The organism is Pseudomonas sp. GQ91 (assembly GCF_059758795.1).
On sequence record NZ_JCAXED010000014.1, the window covers coordinates 69,752 to 86,303 of the forward strand.

General features: G+C 57.0%; 11 protein-coding genes and 1 other RNA gene. 8 read left to right on the forward strand and 4 right to left on the reverse strand.

The genetic code is table 11. The features are described from left to right. Positions 1 to 16 precede the first annotated feature (16 nt). Entirely contained in the window at positions 17 to 784 is a 768-nt protein-coding gene (locus AC6CIA_RS20495; protein ID WP_498314621.1) for an FCD domain-containing protein, read from the reverse strand. Positions 785 to 1,045: 261 nt separating this feature from the next. Here AC6CIA_RS20495 and AC6CIA_RS20500 point away from each other — a divergent pair, with 261 nt between their 5' ends. The 5 genes from AC6CIA_RS20500 to AC6CIA_RS20520 all read left to right on the forward strand — a co-directional run bounded on the left by AC6CIA_RS20500 (position 1,046) and on the right by AC6CIA_RS20520 (position 8,050). Next, the gene (locus AC6CIA_RS20500) at positions 1,046 to 2,740 is read left to right on the forward strand and encodes a lactate permease LctP family transporter (RefSeq protein WP_498314623.1); all 1,695 of its coding nucleotides are present in this window, start codon (positions 1,046 to 1,048) and stop codon (positions 2,738 to 2,740) included. A 142-nt stretch (positions 2,741 to 2,882) separates the two neighbouring features. Next, positions 2,883 to 5,693 carry an FAD-binding and (Fe-S)-binding domain-containing protein gene (locus AC6CIA_RS20505; RefSeq protein ID WP_498314625.1) on the forward strand — a complete coding sequence of 937 codons (2,811 nt, stop codon included), beginning with the start codon at positions 2,883 to 2,885 and terminating at the stop codon, positions 5,691 to 5,693. Positions 5,694 to 5,830: 137 nt separating this feature from the next. Next, on the forward strand, positions 5,831 to 6,115 hold the full coding sequence (locus tag AC6CIA_RS20510) for a PA2433 domain-containing protein (RefSeq protein ID WP_498314627.1): 285 nt from the start codon (positions 5,831 to 5,833) through the stop codon (positions 6,113 to 6,115). Positions 6,116 to 6,216: 101 nt separating this feature from the next. Beyond that, positions 6,217 to 6,610: a transfer-messenger RNA gene (gene ssrA / locus AC6CIA_RS20515) on the forward strand. 183 nt (positions 6,611 to 6,793) lie between these two features. After that, the gene (locus tag AC6CIA_RS20520; RefSeq protein WP_498314629.1) at positions 6,794 to 8,050 is read left to right on the forward strand and encodes an integrase domain-containing protein; all 1,257 of its coding nucleotides are present in this window, start codon (positions 6,794 to 6,796) and stop codon (positions 8,048 to 8,050) included. Between the two features lie 106 nt (positions 8,051 to 8,156). Here the strand turns inward: AC6CIA_RS20520 and AC6CIA_RS20525 are convergent, their stop codons facing one another. The 3 genes from AC6CIA_RS20525 to AC6CIA_RS20535 are packed head-to-tail and all read right to left on the reverse strand — an operon-like array spanning position 8,157 to position 13,728. Next, positions 8,157 to 11,150: an AAA family ATPase gene (locus AC6CIA_RS20525; RefSeq protein ID WP_498314631.1), complete on the reverse strand. Its 2,994-nt coding sequence runs from the start codon at positions 11,148 to 11,150 to the stop codon at positions 8,157 to 8,159. Continuing rightward, on the reverse strand, positions 11,147 to 11,734 hold the full coding sequence (locus AC6CIA_RS20530) for an ABC-three component system middle component 1 (RefSeq protein WP_498314633.1): 588 nt from the start codon (positions 11,732 to 11,734) through the stop codon (positions 11,147 to 11,149). Before AC6CIA_RS20530 ends, AC6CIA_RS20525 begins: the two co-directional genes overlap by 4 nt. Positions 11,735 to 11,736: 2 nt before the next feature. Next, positions 11,737 to 13,728: an ABC-three component system protein gene (locus AC6CIA_RS20535; protein WP_498314635.1), complete on the reverse strand. Its 1,992-nt coding sequence runs from the start codon at positions 13,726 to 13,728 to the stop codon at positions 11,737 to 11,739. A 284-nt stretch (positions 13,729 to 14,012) separates the two neighbouring features. Here AC6CIA_RS20535 and AC6CIA_RS20540 point away from each other — a divergent pair, with 284 nt between their 5' ends. The 3 genes from AC6CIA_RS20540 (at position 14,013) to AC6CIA_RS20550 (ending at position 16,482) form a co-directional block, all read left to right on the forward strand. Beyond that, a complete protein-coding gene (locus AC6CIA_RS20540) occupies positions 14,013 to 14,342 on the forward strand; it encodes a hypothetical protein (RefSeq protein ID WP_498314637.1) in 330 nt (109 codons plus the stop codon). Positions 14,343 to 14,435: 93 nt separating this feature from the next. Continuing rightward, entirely contained in the window at positions 14,436 to 15,404 is a 969-nt protein-coding gene (locus tag AC6CIA_RS20545) for a DUF932 domain-containing protein (RefSeq protein ID WP_498314639.1), read from the forward strand. Between the two features lie 73 nt (positions 15,405 to 15,477). After that, positions 15,478 to 16,482, forward strand: a complete 1,005-nt coding sequence (locus AC6CIA_RS20550; protein WP_498314640.1) for a YqaJ viral recombinase family nuclease — start codon at positions 15,478 to 15,480, stop codon at positions 16,480 to 16,482. Positions 16,483 to 16,552: the final 70 nt, after the last annotated feature.

Consider the following 16,552-nt stretch of genomic DNA (forward strand, 5'->3'; position numbering starts at 1 on the left):
CTGGCCAGCGTTGACGTTACATATCTCGACGCCGTTCCGCCCGCGCCATCCGCTGCACCTCCTGGCGAACCTCTTCCAACACTTCCTGCACATACAGCAGGTGCCGCGTTGAAATCTCTCTCGCCTGTTCCGCTCGCCCCTCAATGATCGCCAGGTACAGATCCCGATGCTGACTGATCAGCATGTCCCGGGTTTCCGTACGCTGCTGGTACATCCCACCGATATTGGTCACGACGTTGCGTCTGAGCAGGTCGAATAAACCGCGAATGGTGTGCAGCAGTACCGCGTTATGGCTGGCTTCGGCGATAGCCAAGTGAAACCTGGCGTCAGCCGCCCCTTCCTCGGCGCGACTCACCTCATCATCACGCGCGTAGCAATCCTGCAATGCATCAAAGGCTGCCGTCAGCCGCTCGCGGTCCACTTCGGTGGCGCGTAGCGCTGCGTAATACGCACAAGAAGCTTCAAGGGTCTGACGAAACTCCAGCAGATCACGCTGGGCTTCCGGATTACTTTCGAGCAAGTGCAATAACGGATCGCTGAAGGTTGAGCCCAAGCTCTCCACGACATAATTACCACCGCCCTGGCGACTGACCAACAGCCCTTTGGCCGCGAGCTTCTGAATCGCCTCGCGCAACGACGGGCGCGACACGCCGAACCGCTCAGCCAGCGCGCGCTCGGCCGGCAAGCGCTCACCCGACTTCAACGTGCCCTCAAGGATCATTCCCTCAAGCTGCTCGACAATATCGTCGGACAAACGGCGCTGACGCACCTGATCAAACCCCATAACAAACTCTCCACGATCCCGACAAATCGGCGGGACCGCTATTCTGGCCTATTGCCGCGCCGTCGGCACCTATCAGAACCCCACGAATTCAACCGATCAGATCCTCTCACCGCCCACATAAGACCAAAGTTTCTCGAGCGGCAAATTGACACACCGGCCCGAACACTTTTAACCTAGCCCACAGCTGCTGTAAATTGGTATTACCAATTATCCAAATCAGCCAAACAGTGCCTGACCAACAACAATTAGGGGCCACCCCATATGCAAACCTGGCAACAGATCTACAGCCCACTCGGCAGCCTCGGCCTGTCCGCGCTGGCCGCTGTCATTCCCATCGTATTTTTCTTTCTGGCCCTGGCCGTGTTCCGCCTCAAAGGCCACGTCGCCGGCGCTATTACCCTGACGCTGTCGATCCTGGTGGCGATCTTCGCGTTCCAGATGCCTGCGGACATGGCGCTGGCCGCCGCCGGCTACGGCTTTGCCTACGGCTTGTGGCCGATTGCCTGGATCATCGTCGCCGCGGTATTCCTCTACAAACTGACGGTCAAGAGTGGCCAGTTCGAAGTCATCCGCAGCTCCGTGCTGTCGATTACCGATGACCAGCGCCTGCAAGTGCTGCTGATCGGCTTCTGCTTCGGCGCGTTCCTGGAAGGTGCCGCCGGCTTCGGCGCTCCCGTGGCGATTACCGCCGCCCTGCTGGTAGGGCTCGGCTTCAATCCCCTGTACGCCGCCGGCTTGTGCCTGATTGCCAACACCGCTCCCGTCGCCTTCGGCGCCCTGGGGATCCCGATTATCGTTGCGGGCCAGGTCACCGGTATCGACGCCTTCAAGATCGGCGCCATGACCGGTCGCCAACTGCCGCTGCTGTCGCTGTTCGTGCCGTTCTGGCTGGTGTTCATGATGGACGGCCTGCGTGGCGTCAAGGAAACCTGGCCAGCCGCGCTGGTGGCGGGCTTGAGCTTTGCCATCACGCAGTACCTCACCTCGAACTTCATTGGCCCGGAACTGCCGGACATCACCTCGGCCCTGGCCAGCCTGATCGCCCTCACCCTGTTCCTGAAAATCTGGCAGCCAAAGCGCACCGCGGGCGCCCAGATTGCCGGCGCGACCTCCAGCGCTGCGATCACCAGCAGCGTCGGCGGCTTCGGCCAACCCCGCACCAGCGTGGCTTCGCCTTACAGCCTGGGGGAAATCATCAAGGCCTGGTCGCCGTTCCTGATCCTGACCGTGCTGGTCACTATCTGGACCCTGAAACCGTTCAAGGCACTGTTCGCCGCCGGCGGCTCGATGTACGGCTGGGTGTTCAACTTTGCGATCCAGCACCTGGACCAGATGGTGGTCAAGGTCGCGCCCATCGTCAGCAATCCGACCGCGATTCCCGCCGTGTTCAAGCTGGATCCGATTTCCGCCACCGGCACCGCGATTTTCTTCTCAGCCCTGATCTCCATGCTGGTGCTGAAAATCGATTTTAAAACTGGTCTGACCACTTTTAAAGAAACCCTTTACGAACTGCGCTGGCCGATCCTGTCCATCGGCATGGTGCTGGCGTTCGCGTTTGTCACCAACTACTCCGGCATGTCATCGACCATGGCCCTGGTGCTGGCCGGAACCGGTGCGGCGTTCCCGTTCTTCTCGCCTTTCCTCGGCTGGTTGGGCGTATTCCTTACAGGCTCCGATACATCATCCAACGCGTTGTTCAGCTCCCTGCAAGCCACCACCGCTCACCAGATTGGGGTCAACGACACGCTGCTGGTGGCGGCCAATACCAGCGGCGGCGTGACCGGCAAGATGATTTCCCCGCAATCGATCGCCGTGGCCTGCGCCGCGACCGGCCTGGTGGGCAAGGAATCCGACCTGTTCCGCTTTACCCTCAAGCACAGTCTGTTTTTCGCCACGATTGTCGGCCTGATCACCCTGGCCCAGGCGTACTGGTTCACCGGCATGCTGGTGCATTAATCACAGACAGGTACGAACCGACGCCGCCTCAACTTGCCGGCGTCTGCTATTCACCGCCTGATCGGTAGGTCCGTGCTCAGGTGTTAGCCTATGGTGGCGTCCACGATCCCCAAGATCTGACGCCGCTGATCCTGGAGGACCAATGAGTCTGCCCGTCGCTTTCCTTGATGCTGTCGCACGACTGATCCCGAAAGATCGGCGTTTCGACGACCCACTTTCCACGCTCGCCTTCGGCACCGACGCCAGTTTTTACCGATTGATCCCACAGCTTGTGATCCGTGTCGAATCGGAAGATGAAGTGGTCGAGCTGCTGCAATTCGCTCAACGCGAGCGGGTGTCGGTGACCTTTCGTGCAGCCGGCACCAGTCTTTCCGGACAAGCCATCAGTGATTCGGTGCTGATCGTATTGGGCGATAACTGGAACGCGCGCGAGATACGCGGACAGGGCACGCAAATCCGCCTGCAACCCGGCGTGATCGGCGCCCAGGCCAACGCCTGGCTCGCGCCGTTCGGACGCAAGATCGGTCCGGATCCGGCGTCGATCAATGCCTGCAAGATCGGCGGTATCGTGGCCAACAATGCCAGCGGCATGTGTTGCGGCACCGCGCAGAACACCTACCACACCCTGGCCGGGATTCGCCTGGTACTGGCCGACGGCAGCCGCCTCGACACTGAAGATCCCGCCAGCGTCTCGGCGTTTCGCCAGCAGCACGGCGCCTTGCTTGAACGCCTGGCGACGCTGGGCCGCGAAACTCGCGCCAATGCTGAACTGGCGGCAAAAATCCGGCATAAATATCGCCTGAAAAATACCACCGGCCTGTCACTCAATGCCTTGGTGGATTTCGATGAGCCGCTGGATATCCTCAGTCATCTGCTGGTCGGCTCCGAAGGCACCCTGGGCTTTATCAGCGCGGTGACCTACGACACCGTGATCGATCACCCGAACAAGGCGTCGGCACTGATCGTGTTCCCTGATGTGGAAACCTGTTGCAACGCGGTCACCGTACTCAAGACCCAACCGGTGTCGGCAGTCGAGCTGCTGGACCGGCGCAGCATGCGCTCGGTGCAGGACAAACCCGGCATGCCCGCTTTCGTACAACAACTGTCGGAAAACGCCTGCGCACTGTTGATCGAATCCCGTGCGGCGTCGTCTTCACTGCTCTACGAGCAACTGGCGCTGATCACGGCCGCACTGGCGCACTTTTCCGTGGAGCAGCAGGTCGATTTCACCGAAGACCCGGTGGAAAATGCGCGCCTGTGGGCGATCCGCAAAGACACCTTCCCGGCCGTCGGCGCGGTACGCAAAACCGGCACGACCGTCATCATCGAAGACGTGACCTTTCCGGTGGCACAACTGGCCATCGGCGTGAACCGCCTGATCGAGTTGTTCGACAAACATCATTACGACGAAGCCATCCTTTTCGGACACGCGCTGGAAGGCAATCTGCACTTTGTCTTCACACAAGGCTTCAACAGCGCGGAAGAAGTCGCACGCTACCAGGCGTTCATGGATGACGTCGCACAACTGGTTGCCGTGGAGTTCGGCGGTTCCCTGAAGGCTGAACATGGCACCGGCCGCAACATGGCGCCTTTCGTCGAGCTGGAATGGGGCAGCGACGCCTATCAATTGATGTGGCAACTCAAGCGCCTGCTCGACCCGAACGGCATTCTCAATCCGGATGTGGTGCTCAGCGAAGATCCGCACATACACCTCAAGCACCTCAAGCCCTTGCCCGCCGCCGACGACATCGTCGACAAATGCATCGAGTGCGGCTTTTGTGAACCGGTGTGTCCGTCGAAAGGACTGACCTTGAGCCCGCGCCAGCGCATTGTGATCTGGCGCGATATCCAGGCGCGCAAACGCGCGGGTCTCGATACCACCGAGCTTGAAGCGGCTTATCACTATCAGGGCATTGATACCTGCGCCGCGACCGGGCTTTGTGCCCAACGCTGCCCTGTAGGCATCCATACCGGCGAACTGGTGAAAAAACTGCGCGGACGCGACGCCGACCGTACGAAAACCGCTGAATGGCTGGCCACGCATTTCGCCACAGCCTTGCAAGGCGCTCGTTTTACGCTGCACGTGGCCAACGGTGCGCGAATGCTCCTGGGCGCGCCTCGCCTGGCGAAACTCTCGACCACGCTGAGCAAGTTGTCGAAGGGGCAAGTCCCGCAGTGGAGCAATGCCATGCCACAGCCGGAAAAAGCCATCCGCTTCAGCCCGGCCATCAGCGATGAACGCCCGCGGGTGGTGTACCTGGCAGCCTGCGTGTCACGCGTAATGGGCCCGGCGGCCGCTGATAAAGAGCAGATGTCACTGTACGAAAAAACTCGCGGCCTATTGGAAAAGGCTGGCTATCAGGTAGTCATCCCCGACAATCAGGACAGCTTGTGTTGCGGCCAGCCCTTTGCATCCAAAGGTTACGCCGAGCAAGCGGAACACAAGCGCCAGGAACTGCTCGGTGCCCTGCTCCACGCCAGTCGTGGCGGCCTCGATCCGATCTATTGCGACACCAGCCCCTGCACCTTGCGCCTGGTGCAGGATCTGGGGCAAACCCGTCTGGACCTCTACGATCCGGTCCGCTTCATCCGCACCCACCTGATGGATCGTCTCGATTTCACCCCTCAGCAAGCGCCAATCGCCGTGCATGTCACCTGCAGCACCCAGCACCTGGGCGAAAGCCAGGCGTTGATCGACCTGGTTCGGCGTTGCAGCCACAACGTGGTGATCCCCGAAGGCATCCACTGCTGTGGTTTTGCCGGTGACAAAGGATTCACCACGCCAGAACTGAATGCCCACGCACTGCGCTCACTCAAGGACGCCGTGCAGTACTGCAGCGAAGGTATCTCCACCAGCCGCACCTGTGAAATCGGCCTGAGCCAGCACGGCGGTATTGATTATCACGGGTTGGTCTATCTGGTGGACCGCGTGACCCAGGCGCGAGCCCGATGACCGCATAAAAAAACCGAACCCCTGCGCACCGGCGCAGTCACTTGCATAAGCCCCGACAATCGGGACTGATCAATGACCTCGCTGGCTGGCGCCTTTTCCCGCGCAGCAACGAGACCTCTTTGCACAAGGAGATACCCATGAAGCGTTCCGTACTTGCTGGTGTATTCGTGACTGCTGCGATGCTGGCCTCCCCCGTATTTGCCGCAGGCAGCGACAAGGATCTGTGCCAGATCAACCTGGACAAAATCAACAACGGCAAAGCGCTGCTCGCCACCGACACCAGTGGCAAAAGCGGTGAAATCGATACTGCCGTCGCCCAAGCCAAATCCGCCCAGGCGGCCGGTGACGAGAAGAAGTGTATCGAGATCACTTCCAAAGCCCTGCAAGACCTGCAGAATGCCGATAAAGGCGGCACCCAGTAACCCGCCAACCGCTCAAGACCAACCTTCGGGTTGGCCTTCTGTGACGGTTTGACGTACACTGCGCAGGCTTGTCGCTCATGATGACACCGAGCAACAAGCACGGGGCCGTTTAGGATTCGACGCCGGTTGCGAACCTTTAGGTGCATGCCGAGTTGGTAACAGAACTCGTAAATCCACTGTTGCAACTTTCTATAGTTGCCAATGACGAAACCTACGGGGAATACGCTCTCGCTGCGTAAGCAGCCTTAGCCCTTCCCTTCTGGTACCTTCGGGTCCAGCAATCACGAGGGGATGTCTGTAAACCCAAAGTGATTGTCATATAGAACAGAATCGCCGTGCAGTACGTTGTGGACGAAGCGGCTAAAACTTACACAACTCGCCCAATGCACCCTGCCCGTCGGGCGGCTGAGGGTTAACTCAATAGACACGGCTAAGCATGTAGTACCGACAGCGGAGTACTGGCGGACGGGGGTTCAAATCCCCCCGGCTCCACCACTTCAACATCTAAAGACGTCCACGGACGTCTTTTTTTGTGCCTAAAATCCAGTAAATACAGGGCTTTCAGCGCCATCAACGTCCACAGACGTCCAAGAGCAGCCACGCTTTGTGGCATTCCAAATGGCATTCCAAGCCCAACAGTGCTAATTTTTGGAATGCCAACACCATTCTGGAATGCCAATGTGCGCACAAGCTACTCGCCTCTCTGAGCTCAAAATCAAATCTGCCAAGCCTTCTGAAAAGGACTACGTCTTGTTTGACGGCGGCGGGCTTCAAATGCGAGTGAGAAGTAATGGCTCAAAGCTATGGAACTTCAACTATCGACACCCCGTGACGAAGAAGCGAATCAACATGGGCCTCGGTACCTTCCCAGAAGTGTCGCTAGCGCAGGCACGAAAGGGCTCCATCGCAGCGAGGGAGGTACTTGCCCAAGGCATCGATCCCAAAGAACAACGAGATGCAGTGCTGCAAGCAAAGCAAGCTGAAACCGAGCACACATTCCAGAATGTCGCGACGTCCTGGTTTGAACTGAAGAAGGATGCGGTGACACCAGCTTATGCCGAGGACATCTGGCGCTCGTTGACGCTGCACGTTTTTCCAGACTTGGCCACCACACAGATTTCTGCCATCAGCGCACCACAAGTCATCAACCTTCTTCGACCACTCGAAACCAAAGGTAGCCTTGAAACCGTTAAACGGCTGTCACAGCGACTCAACGAGATCATGACTTACGGGGTCAACTCAGGGTTGATACACGCAAACCCACTCAGCGGGATTCGATCCGTCTTCAAGAAGCCGAAAAAGAAAAACATGGCGGCACTTGCTCCAGATGAGCTGAAAGAGCTCATGGTGGCAATCGCCAATGCCAGCATAAAAAGAACTACGCGCTGTCTGATCGAATGGCAGCTCAACACCATGACCCGCCCAGCGGAGGCAGCCACCACTCGCTGGGAGGACATCGACTTCGAGAAGAAGATCTGGACGATTCCTGCTGAGCGCATGAAGAAACGCCGCGTACATATCGTGCCGCTCACAGATCAAGCACTGGCTCTGTTGGAGGCAATAAAACCATACAGCAGACACCGAGAGTATGTATTTCCTGCAGACCGGGACCCTCGAACACATTGCAACAGCCAGACGGCCAACATGGCGCTAAAGCGCATGGGGTTCGAAGGTCGATTGGTAAGCCATGGCATGCGCTCCATGGCTAGCACTATTCTCAACGAACACGGCTGGGATCCTGAGTTGATTGAGGTAGCGCTCGCCCACGTGGACAAAGACGAAGTACGAAGCGCTTATAACCGAGCGGATTACATCGAACGCAGACGCCCGATGATGGCATGGTGGAGCGCGCACATACAGGAAGCAGCTACCGGCAACTTATCGGTGTCGGCTATCCGGGAAAATAGGGATAGAAAAGTCGTTTCGATACGCTAATCAACTAGCAACTAACGGCCAGAAAACTGAACCAACTCCATGCGGTAAGCTTGGCTCTTGATCAGTCGGCTATGACCTCAGAGCATCTATGGCTCAGGCCACAACATCATCGTATGCGCTGCTTCCAATGCCCCTCCTCTGCGGTAACCCCGTTCTCAGTCGGCACGAGTGTCCAGATCTTCGCGTCTATCCCGTCGTTTTGAAGCTTGCGCAAGAAGTAACGCGCCTGCAGAGCGTCGTGGGTAGCGATAACGACCTGGAATCCGTGATCGACGATATAGTCGCGCAGCAAGTCGAAAACAGCGGACGCATGCACTAGGTCGTGGTGCTGGGTCGGGTCGTCGAGCAGCAGCGCTTTCCAAGGCGACCATTGGTGACTCATGGCCATTGAAAGTAGGAAGGTCAGCTGAAGATCCGTCAGTTGGGCCTCACTGGCAACGTCCGGCACCGGCGCTGATTTATTGCCCAGAGGCACTGAGACCTCGGCCCGATCCTTGTTATAGGCGTTGAAAAACTTGAGGTTCGCTTCGTGGAACCTCGAATCTCGAACGACTCGTTTGAGCAGCGCCTGCCAGCGCGGGACGACTTTACTGACATGCTTCTGGACGTTTCCAATCTCTCTTTTGAGGAAGCTATCTAGCAAATCCATGGCATCTGATAACTTGGTCAAATGGGACAGCTTTCGCCGAGAGACAATGATTCTGTCATTGAGATGGGCAAAAAAGCTCTCTTCTGAACGATCGAGTCGATGGGCATCGATAAGCCGTTGTGCCAATTGCGATTCATTCAGCTTTGCCCAAGCGGATATCTCCACGCCGATAATTTCTAGCGCCCCAAGATGGCTCTCAAAATCAGACAAGATTGTAGCCAGCGCACTAGCTCGAGCCTGAGCAGCCTCAGCGAGCGGATCGCCCGTGAGTGCAAGCCCTTGCCAGCCAGCACGAAGCGAGGCGAGCTGAGTCTGAGTTTGTCTGATCGCATCTTCAGTGCTTCGAATAGTGCTGCTGAATTCCAACAGCCGACTTTGTTGAGCGTCCAACTCTGACTGAGCAGTATCCACTTTGCTATTGAGATCGCTGATTCGCTGGTCAAGCTGGTTTCTTTGTATCGTCAGCTCTTCGAGAGTCCGGGCAAGTGGAGCGCCGGACGTGAGATCAGATAACGTTGCGACTGCTTGATCGAGTCGGGTCAAGGCTTCGCTATGCTGCACCCGTGCCAGATCGAGCGAATTTACCGCCCCTTCGTAAGCATGCTGGACCTGCTCGAATACCTCTGGAGTATTTAAAGATTCAAGCGCAGAGCGCCGATCTGTTAGACTCCGCCGGGTCGCGGCGATTCCGTCCAGTTGCAACCTCAGCGACTCTTTAGCCAATGGCACGGAATCGCTTGCCAGGATAGGATCAATCCGGAACTCTACAATCTGCCGCTCTAAGTCCTGACGATTGCCGTCCAACTCAGCGAGCTTTGCCTTGCAATGCTGCACCGCTCCGAGCGCGGAAGTCACTTCGGCCTCACTTGCAATCAACGCCTCTGAAGCAGCTCTCAATTGCTGCTCGGCGTATGTCAGATTGGGGTTTATCGCCTGCAGCGCCTTGGCAACACGTTCGTGCAGCGTTGCAACGCCATGAGGCTGCAAACAAAGCGGACAGCTATCTTGGTCTGGCGGCAGATGCTCAGCAATCGAGGCCACCGCCTGGCGAATCGCGTCGGCTGAAGAGCTCAACGCTTGATAGTTAGTTCTGGCAGCGGTTTCAGAGGCTTTAGAAGCCTCCTGTGCAGCGCGCTTTTCAGCCAAAACAGCGCCCGAATGCTCCAGAGCCTCTTCAAGAAGATCTGACTCTTTGCGGTTTTCCCTCAACCGCTCTTCGGTAGCCTCCCATTCGACGACTAATCGCTGGCCTTCGCGCAGCCGTTTCTCGGATTGATCGAGCGATTGAAGATGATTGTCGAGCTGAGCATGCTGGTTCCGAACCTGCTGATTGCGTTCATGCTGCTCTCGCAGTTGCCGGCATTGCTCTTCTGCCAGGCCAACGGCAGTAGCTGCCTCAGCCAACGCTTTGTTGCGATGTTCTATCTGTTGTCTTGCGCTGGCTTCATTAACCAGGCGCTCCAGCTCTTGCCCAACGCTGATACGCTCCCGCTGCGCGAGCAGGATATTGGCCTGATGCTCCTGAAGCAGAGCCGCGCTTTCAGATCGGACTTTCGAGTGCGTATCGAGAGTTTCTGTCGTAGAAGCCAGCTGGGCATTCAGAGCCTCAAGCCGAGAACGCAAGGAACCGAAGTTTTCGACCAAGCCGTCTGCCTCAGCCAGATCTGTGATCAGCGCCTGCACGCGTTCGATCTTGGCGCGTAAAATCTCGACGAGGGAGGAATGGGCTAGGGCCAATGTGTCCTGACTCACTGGCTCTGAGAGTAAACCCATTGGAATTTGATCGATACTCTGCGTCTGTGCCGCGGCTTGAGAGATCGCCCTGGCAAGGTGATCTCGTGGGCGCAGAGCTCCGACGGCCCCGGCAGCAGCGGCATTACGCTCTTGGATCAGGCGGTTCCACTCATTTAGTTCTTTTTCGAAATCAATCAGCGTCTCTTCTTCACGAGCCTTTTGGTCAGTCAATGACCGTCGAACCGCAGGAAGCGTCATGCGGGCACGGGAGCCGTCACGGCCAATCGGAAGTCTTGCGAGCTGTGAGCCGGCGTCTCTTTCTTCAGCTTTGACGATCCACTCATTCTCTCGCTGATCAAGCAGATGCGTCAGCCGCAGCAAAAACGGGATGTCGTTCGCAGGAATGCCGGGGAAAAGGGCTGTCAGATCTCCATCCTGGCTAACCTTCCCAGCCGCTGTCACTTGGGATGTCGCAGTAAGGCCGGCAAAACTCAAACTGACTTTGGCAAATGCCTGGTCATCACGAATGACATGCATAAGGTCATCGCGAAGGCGGGCGATCTTGCCAGTGAGGCCAAATTCGATGGCTTCGAAGACCGTGGTTTTGCCCGTGCCATTTGGCGCGAGCAAGATCGTCGCCCCAGGGCTCAGCTCAATGGTGACATCTGGCCCGAATTTGCGCAGGTTCGACAGGGTGATCGAATCTAACTTGCTCATTGCTGATCCTCGCTACTGCCCAACGAATCGCTTAGGACTCGCACGACATCCGCGCCGCTTGTATTAGAAAGAAGCTCCGCTTTCAACGCGGTGATATGTGGGCCAGTCCATGGGTGAGCAGCGGAAAGAGAATTCAACGCCGATATTAGAGGATCGCTAAGCGTTTCAACGTCCCCTGGAGGATCGAGCGCAGCCAGGAAGGTGCGGTCAAGAAAATCCATCACGGCTTCAGACTGCCGTGCCACGATCTTTCGGCAGAATCGTTCATCCGTCTCAATGCGAGTGGCCTCATCATTTGTGACGTCGCTGATTACGAGAAACATGTACAGATCGGACGTTTCCGGCTCAGGTAGTACGTCACGCACGTCCGCCGCCCACTGGTGAGCCGCTTGTACTGCGCTTGATGGAAGCTCGATCAACAAAACGGTTCGCCAGCCGGCCTTGTCTATACGGGAGCGTTTGAGCCGCAATATCTCTGAGCTGTGCTCAACCTCAGGCAGATCGACCGCATCAGCAAGGTGTACTTCATACCGACCTTCAGCGCGCTGACTTATTGCCGCAGTCAATTGTTGGAGCTTCATCATGATCAATGTCCTTTCCCACAAGCTTCGATTGCTGCTTCGCGCACCAGACGCCAGGCGTTCCAGTGCTTTTGAAAATGTGCTTGTAGCTTGACCAGCGATCCTGTTCGTAGCTGCTTATATACTTGGAATCGGGTGATAAGGAGGCGAGGTTGTCGCTCGGCTGCCATGCTATGGCCTGCTTCCAGATCCTCTGCCATTCCTGCCTCTAGCAGATCAGTCGCAGATGCGTCAACGCCTGACAGGATAACTACAGGGGGCGGAGATTGGCCTAACACCTGTCGTAAACTGTCTTCCCCCAGAAGCCGGGGTCCGTCATTGTCGGAAGCTTCGCCAGACCAATGGCGTAGGGCGATGCTAAGCACATCACCAATCGGCGGGATCGAACGCCAATGAGAATCGGCGCCACCGAGGCCCACGCACGTCAATAACAGCATGATGATTGCGGCTTCCATTAGTTCCACAGTGCGGGGCCCAATGCGCAGAGCGTGCTTGGCATTTATGCCTTCGGTCTGGGGGTACATCATCTGCTCAAAAAAAAGCATGCGGGCATCTGGATCTGTATCTAAATCGTCTCGCCAGATCTGCCACTTTTCTGCCATGGCAGTCGATAAATCATAGTCGGCGATCTCGGTCAGCTTTTTCCCGACGCAATACTGGAGCTGTTGCCATACGAGATCATTCATCGCGCTGTGAAGCGCATCCGACTCGTTTTTGGTACCGACGGGCGATAACAGCTCACGCCCCATTGCACAAGAAAGTGCCCCGGTATTATCAAACCATGGGAGGTCGTCGAGATCATTTTCCGTGACCCCGAACGTACTACCCAATTCATTGTGTGCACCTTGGCGCCACGCGGGCTCACCAAGAAGCAAGGAATCACTGCCCTTTTTCAGATGCAACGCCAGCCGAAGGATGGCGGAAGGCAGGGAGGCTGTTCTGGCAACGGGGCGAACGTAGTCAGCATGGAGTCTAAGCTTCCTGTTTGGAGTGGTATCCGCCCAGTGATGGCTAACGATTTGCAAGGCAGGATTGCAAGGAGGGACGGTTGGCGTACTGCCCAGATCGTGAGTGCCGGCGACTGTCCATCCCTGACTTGGTGTAGGATTCACCAAATATTGCGTCCAGGTTTGACCGCCTGGTCGAAGCAGCTTTTGAAGGTGCTTCGCCGTGGTATAGCAACTCACCACATTAGTGTCAGTTGTACTGTCCGAGATATAGTCGAGCAGCACGCTAAACGTCATGACTGGATCCGTGAAGTGCCTGTCGAGCGACTCAAGCGCTCTCGTCTCCAGCGTACTTTCATCGCCAATACAGTGGATCTCTAGCATCCTCATCTTTTCAACGACATGAGGCCAGTCCTTAAACCCGCACCATGTCGTTAGCCATGTGTAGACATTCTTAGTGGGCTTATCATCGCGCTGGGAGAGCGCCGCAACATCAACGCCATCCTTGCGACAAAGATCCCAGACCTCGCGCAGATGGTTGATTTTGATGATGTCTTTACTCTTACCCTTGATCGCAACTTCAGGCCCGGGCAGCGTCAGCGAAAAGGTGCGCTTTGAGGGTTTCACACCTGGGGTAGAAGACTTCCAAATCGCCAGGCTTTTCAAGACCTTTTCCAGCTCGGAGTCGAACTCATCGTCAGATGGAGTCTTGCGCTGTTCCTCGGCTGGAGTGCCAGTCGTGGTTTCAGTGGCTTTCGCGGTGTTGCGGGGCTTGTAGGATGCTAGATAGTCAGCTTTATCGATATGCTTGTCACTGAAGCAGCTAGTTTGCCGCTTGATCTGCAGGTGCTCCCAGTGATCGTCATCATGGTGAATAACCACGTCGTCCCATTCGGCAATACCGCCCTGTTCGGCGCCAATGCGTAACGGGGCCGGGCGCCCATCCAGGAATTTATCCAACATGTCCGACAAACGTTGAGCAATTACCAGCTTTTCGTAGCGACTTTTCTGCTCAAGTCGGAACCTTCTAATCATTTTGAATCCCTTCAATCCAAAACCGATGCACAAAGCACAACTGGCGATTGGCCATATACTAATAGACCGACATCGCCGAAGGAACTGCGACAGAGCTATCTCAGCGCGAAGGCGTTTGAGCCACGCTACACGAGCAGTAGCTATTAGCCTTGGGACATACGCAGGCCCCTAAATACCCGCGTCTGGCAGGCTCTGGCACCTTACGCCATTGGTGGCGAGCCTGAAAAGCGGTAATTCGACTCGAAAAAATCTCAACCACACATAACTGCAATGACTACCCCACCAAGAAGGTTCGCCCCATGTCATTGCAGTGCTCCCGCTGTAACTCCCCTAAAGTCGCTTCATTCCATCACGCCATGAAAGTCGGCGCGGCCATCGGCACCTTGGGTGGTGCCGCGCGCGGCGTCAGTACTGCTTTGGCTGGAGTCCAAGCGGGCGCGCTTATTGGCGCTATCGCCGGCCCTGTCGGTATCACACTCGGTTCGGTATCGGGTGCCATCCTCGGTGGGCTGGCCGGCGGTGTCGGTGGCTGTGCCCTCGGCGCCCAGTTGGGTGAGTCGCTCGATCGCCACATCCTGGCCCATAACCTCTGCTTGCTATGCGGCCATCGATTCAACCTCCCGACATAACGCAAGTCAACTTCCCCTCTATTTATTACGTCCGGACGGTGCTGCGCTCTGCGTGGCGCTGTATGCCGGCTTATGCCCAAAGGAATCACAATCATGGCTCATCTCATCGAAACTATGGCTTACGCAGGCGCAACTCCCTGGCATGGTCTAGGTAATCAGCTCACGCAGAAACAACCCATCGAAATCTGGCAACGCGAGGCCGGAATGGAATGGGCGATCCAAGAAAGCCCCGTTCATTTCAAAGCCGAAACTGTCGGCCATCTCGGCAGCATCCACTCTTTCCCCGAGCAGAAGGTGCTCTATCGTTCGGACACCAAAGCACCGCTGTCAGTGGTTTCCCAGCGCTACCACACCGTGCAGCCCCGGGAAGTGTTGGAGTTTTATCGTGACCTTACCGAGATCTCCGGTTACGAGCTGGAGACTGCGGGGGTACTCAAAGGCGGGCGTAAGTTCTGGGCATTGGCGCGCACCGGACAAGGCGCTGCCCTGAAAGGAAACGATCAGGTCAACGGCTACCTTCTGCTGGCCACATCCTGCGACGGCACCCTGGCCACCACGGCAACACCCACCACCGTGCGCGTGGTATGCAACAACACCCTGACGATAGCCCTAGACGGCTCATCTCGTGCAATCAAGGTGCCGCACAATACCCGCTTCGATCCGAAGGCAGTGAAGAAGCAACTCGGCATAGCCGTCTCCGGTTGGGACGAGTTCATGTACCGCATGCGCCATCTCGCTGAACGCAAGGTCCAGTGGCATGAGGCTCTTGGATATTTCATGTCGGTGTTGTGTGAGGTCAATCCGAGCAATCAACTACCGGAGCAACTACCCAACGAACGCGCCCTGCGCAAGGTGCAAGAGCTGTATGAAGGCCGTGGTCGGGGCAGCCAGCTCGAATCGGCACGCGGCACCGCCTGGGGCTTGCTCAATGCTGTGACGGAGTACGTCGATCATGAGCGCCGCGCACGTAGCAATGAGTACCGCATGGACTCGGCGTGGTTTGGTCAGGGTGCGCAGATCAAGCAACGCGCCCTGGATACAGCCCTGCGTCTCGCAGCTTAACCCTTCTCGTCAATCGCCACGCCCGGTCAGCCTTGTGCTGGTCGGGCGTATTTATGCCTGCAAGGTGAACACGATGAAAGCAACCTCATTGAATAGTAGTACCCCTAAGCTCCGCCCTGCCCTTCGCCTGGTCAGCACTAAAGAGCTGCCGCGTGAGGACTGGCTCGCAGTGCGTAAACAAGGGATCGGTAGCTCCGATGCAAGCGCTGCGGTTGGGCTCAACCCGTACAAGTCGCAGTTGGAACTATGGCTTGAAAAGACCGGTCGCGATGCCACGTTACCGAAGATAGATCCTCATGATGAAGAAAGCCCAGCCTATTGGGGCAATGTGCTGGAACCCATCGTCGCTTGGCACTACAGCAAGCGCACAAAGAACAAGGTGCGACGGATCAACGCCGTGCTGCAGCATCCGAGTCCCGATTTGCCCTGGATGCTCGCCAACATCGACCGCGAGGTAATTGGCGCAGATGACGTGCAGATCCTCGAATGTAAAACCGCCGGCATAAATGGGGCACGCCTTTGGAAGGACGGCGTCCCCGAGTATGTGCAGCTTCAAGTGATGCACCAGCTCGCCGTCACTGGCAAGCAGGCCGCGGATGTGGCGGTACTGCTGGGCGGTCAGCACCTGGAGATCCATCGCATCGAGCGTGACGAGCAAATGATCGCTCGCCTGATCGAACTGGAGCGCAAGTTCTGGACCTACGTGGAAACCGATACCCCGCCACCGGCCGACGGTAGCGCATCGGCTGAAGCAGCTTTGCGCTGCTTGTACCCAGAAGACAACGGCCAGACCGTCGACTTCAGCAGTCGCGCCGGTTTAGCAGCGGCCTACCTGGAACTCAAGGCCGTTCGCCAGTCCATCGGCGAGAAGGAAACGCGCGAGGCCCAGCTCAAGCAAATACTGCTGCAGGCCATGGGCGAGGCCACCCGAGCGGAGTTTTCCAGCGGTTACATCAGCTGGAAGAAATCGAAGGACAGTGCGGTACTCGATGTCCAACGCCTATTGCAAGAGAAACCCTACCTACAAGTTCGCTACACCAAAACCAAGGAAGGCGGTCGTCGCTTCCTGATCAACTGACTCCGCTATTCCCCAAGTCCCTACGCTTGGCCACTCCATTCAGTTCGCGCTGCGTGGCTGGCCTTTTTTT

Coding starts and splice junctions, on each gene's coding strand:
- AC6CIA_RS20495 (WP_498314621.1), bottom strand. CDS start 784: ATGGGGTTTGATCAGGTGCGTCAGCGCCGTTTGTCCGACGATATTGTC.
- AC6CIA_RS20500 (WP_498314623.1), top strand. CDS start 1,046: ATGCAAACCTGGCAACAGATCTACAGCCCACTCGGCAGCCTCGGCCTG.
- AC6CIA_RS20505 (WP_498314625.1), top strand. CDS start 2,883: ATGAGTCTGCCCGTCGCTTTCCTTGATGCTGTCGCACGACTGATCCCG.
- AC6CIA_RS20510 (WP_498314627.1), top strand. CDS start 5,831: ATGAAGCGTTCCGTACTTGCTGGTGTATTCGTGACTGCTGCGATGCTG.
- AC6CIA_RS20520 (WP_498314629.1), top strand. CDS start 6,794: ATGTGCGCACAAGCTACTCGCCTCTCTGAGCTCAAAATCAAATCTGCC.
- AC6CIA_RS20525 (WP_498314631.1), bottom strand. CDS start 11,150: ATGAGCAAGTTAGATTCGATCACCCTGTCGAACCTGCGCAAATTCGGG.
- AC6CIA_RS20530 (WP_498314633.1), bottom strand. CDS start 11,734: ATGATGAAGCTCCAACAATTGACTGCGGCAATAAGTCAGCGCGCTGAA.
- AC6CIA_RS20540 (WP_498314637.1), top strand. CDS start 14,013: ATGTCATTGCAGTGCTCCCGCTGTAACTCCCCTAAAGTCGCTTCATTC.
- AC6CIA_RS20545 (WP_498314639.1), top strand. CDS start 14,436: ATGGCTCATCTCATCGAAACTATGGCTTACGCAGGCGCAACTCCCTGG.
- AC6CIA_RS20550 (WP_498314640.1), top strand. CDS start 15,478: ATGAAAGCAACCTCATTGAATAGTAGTACCCCTAAGCTCCGCCCTGCC.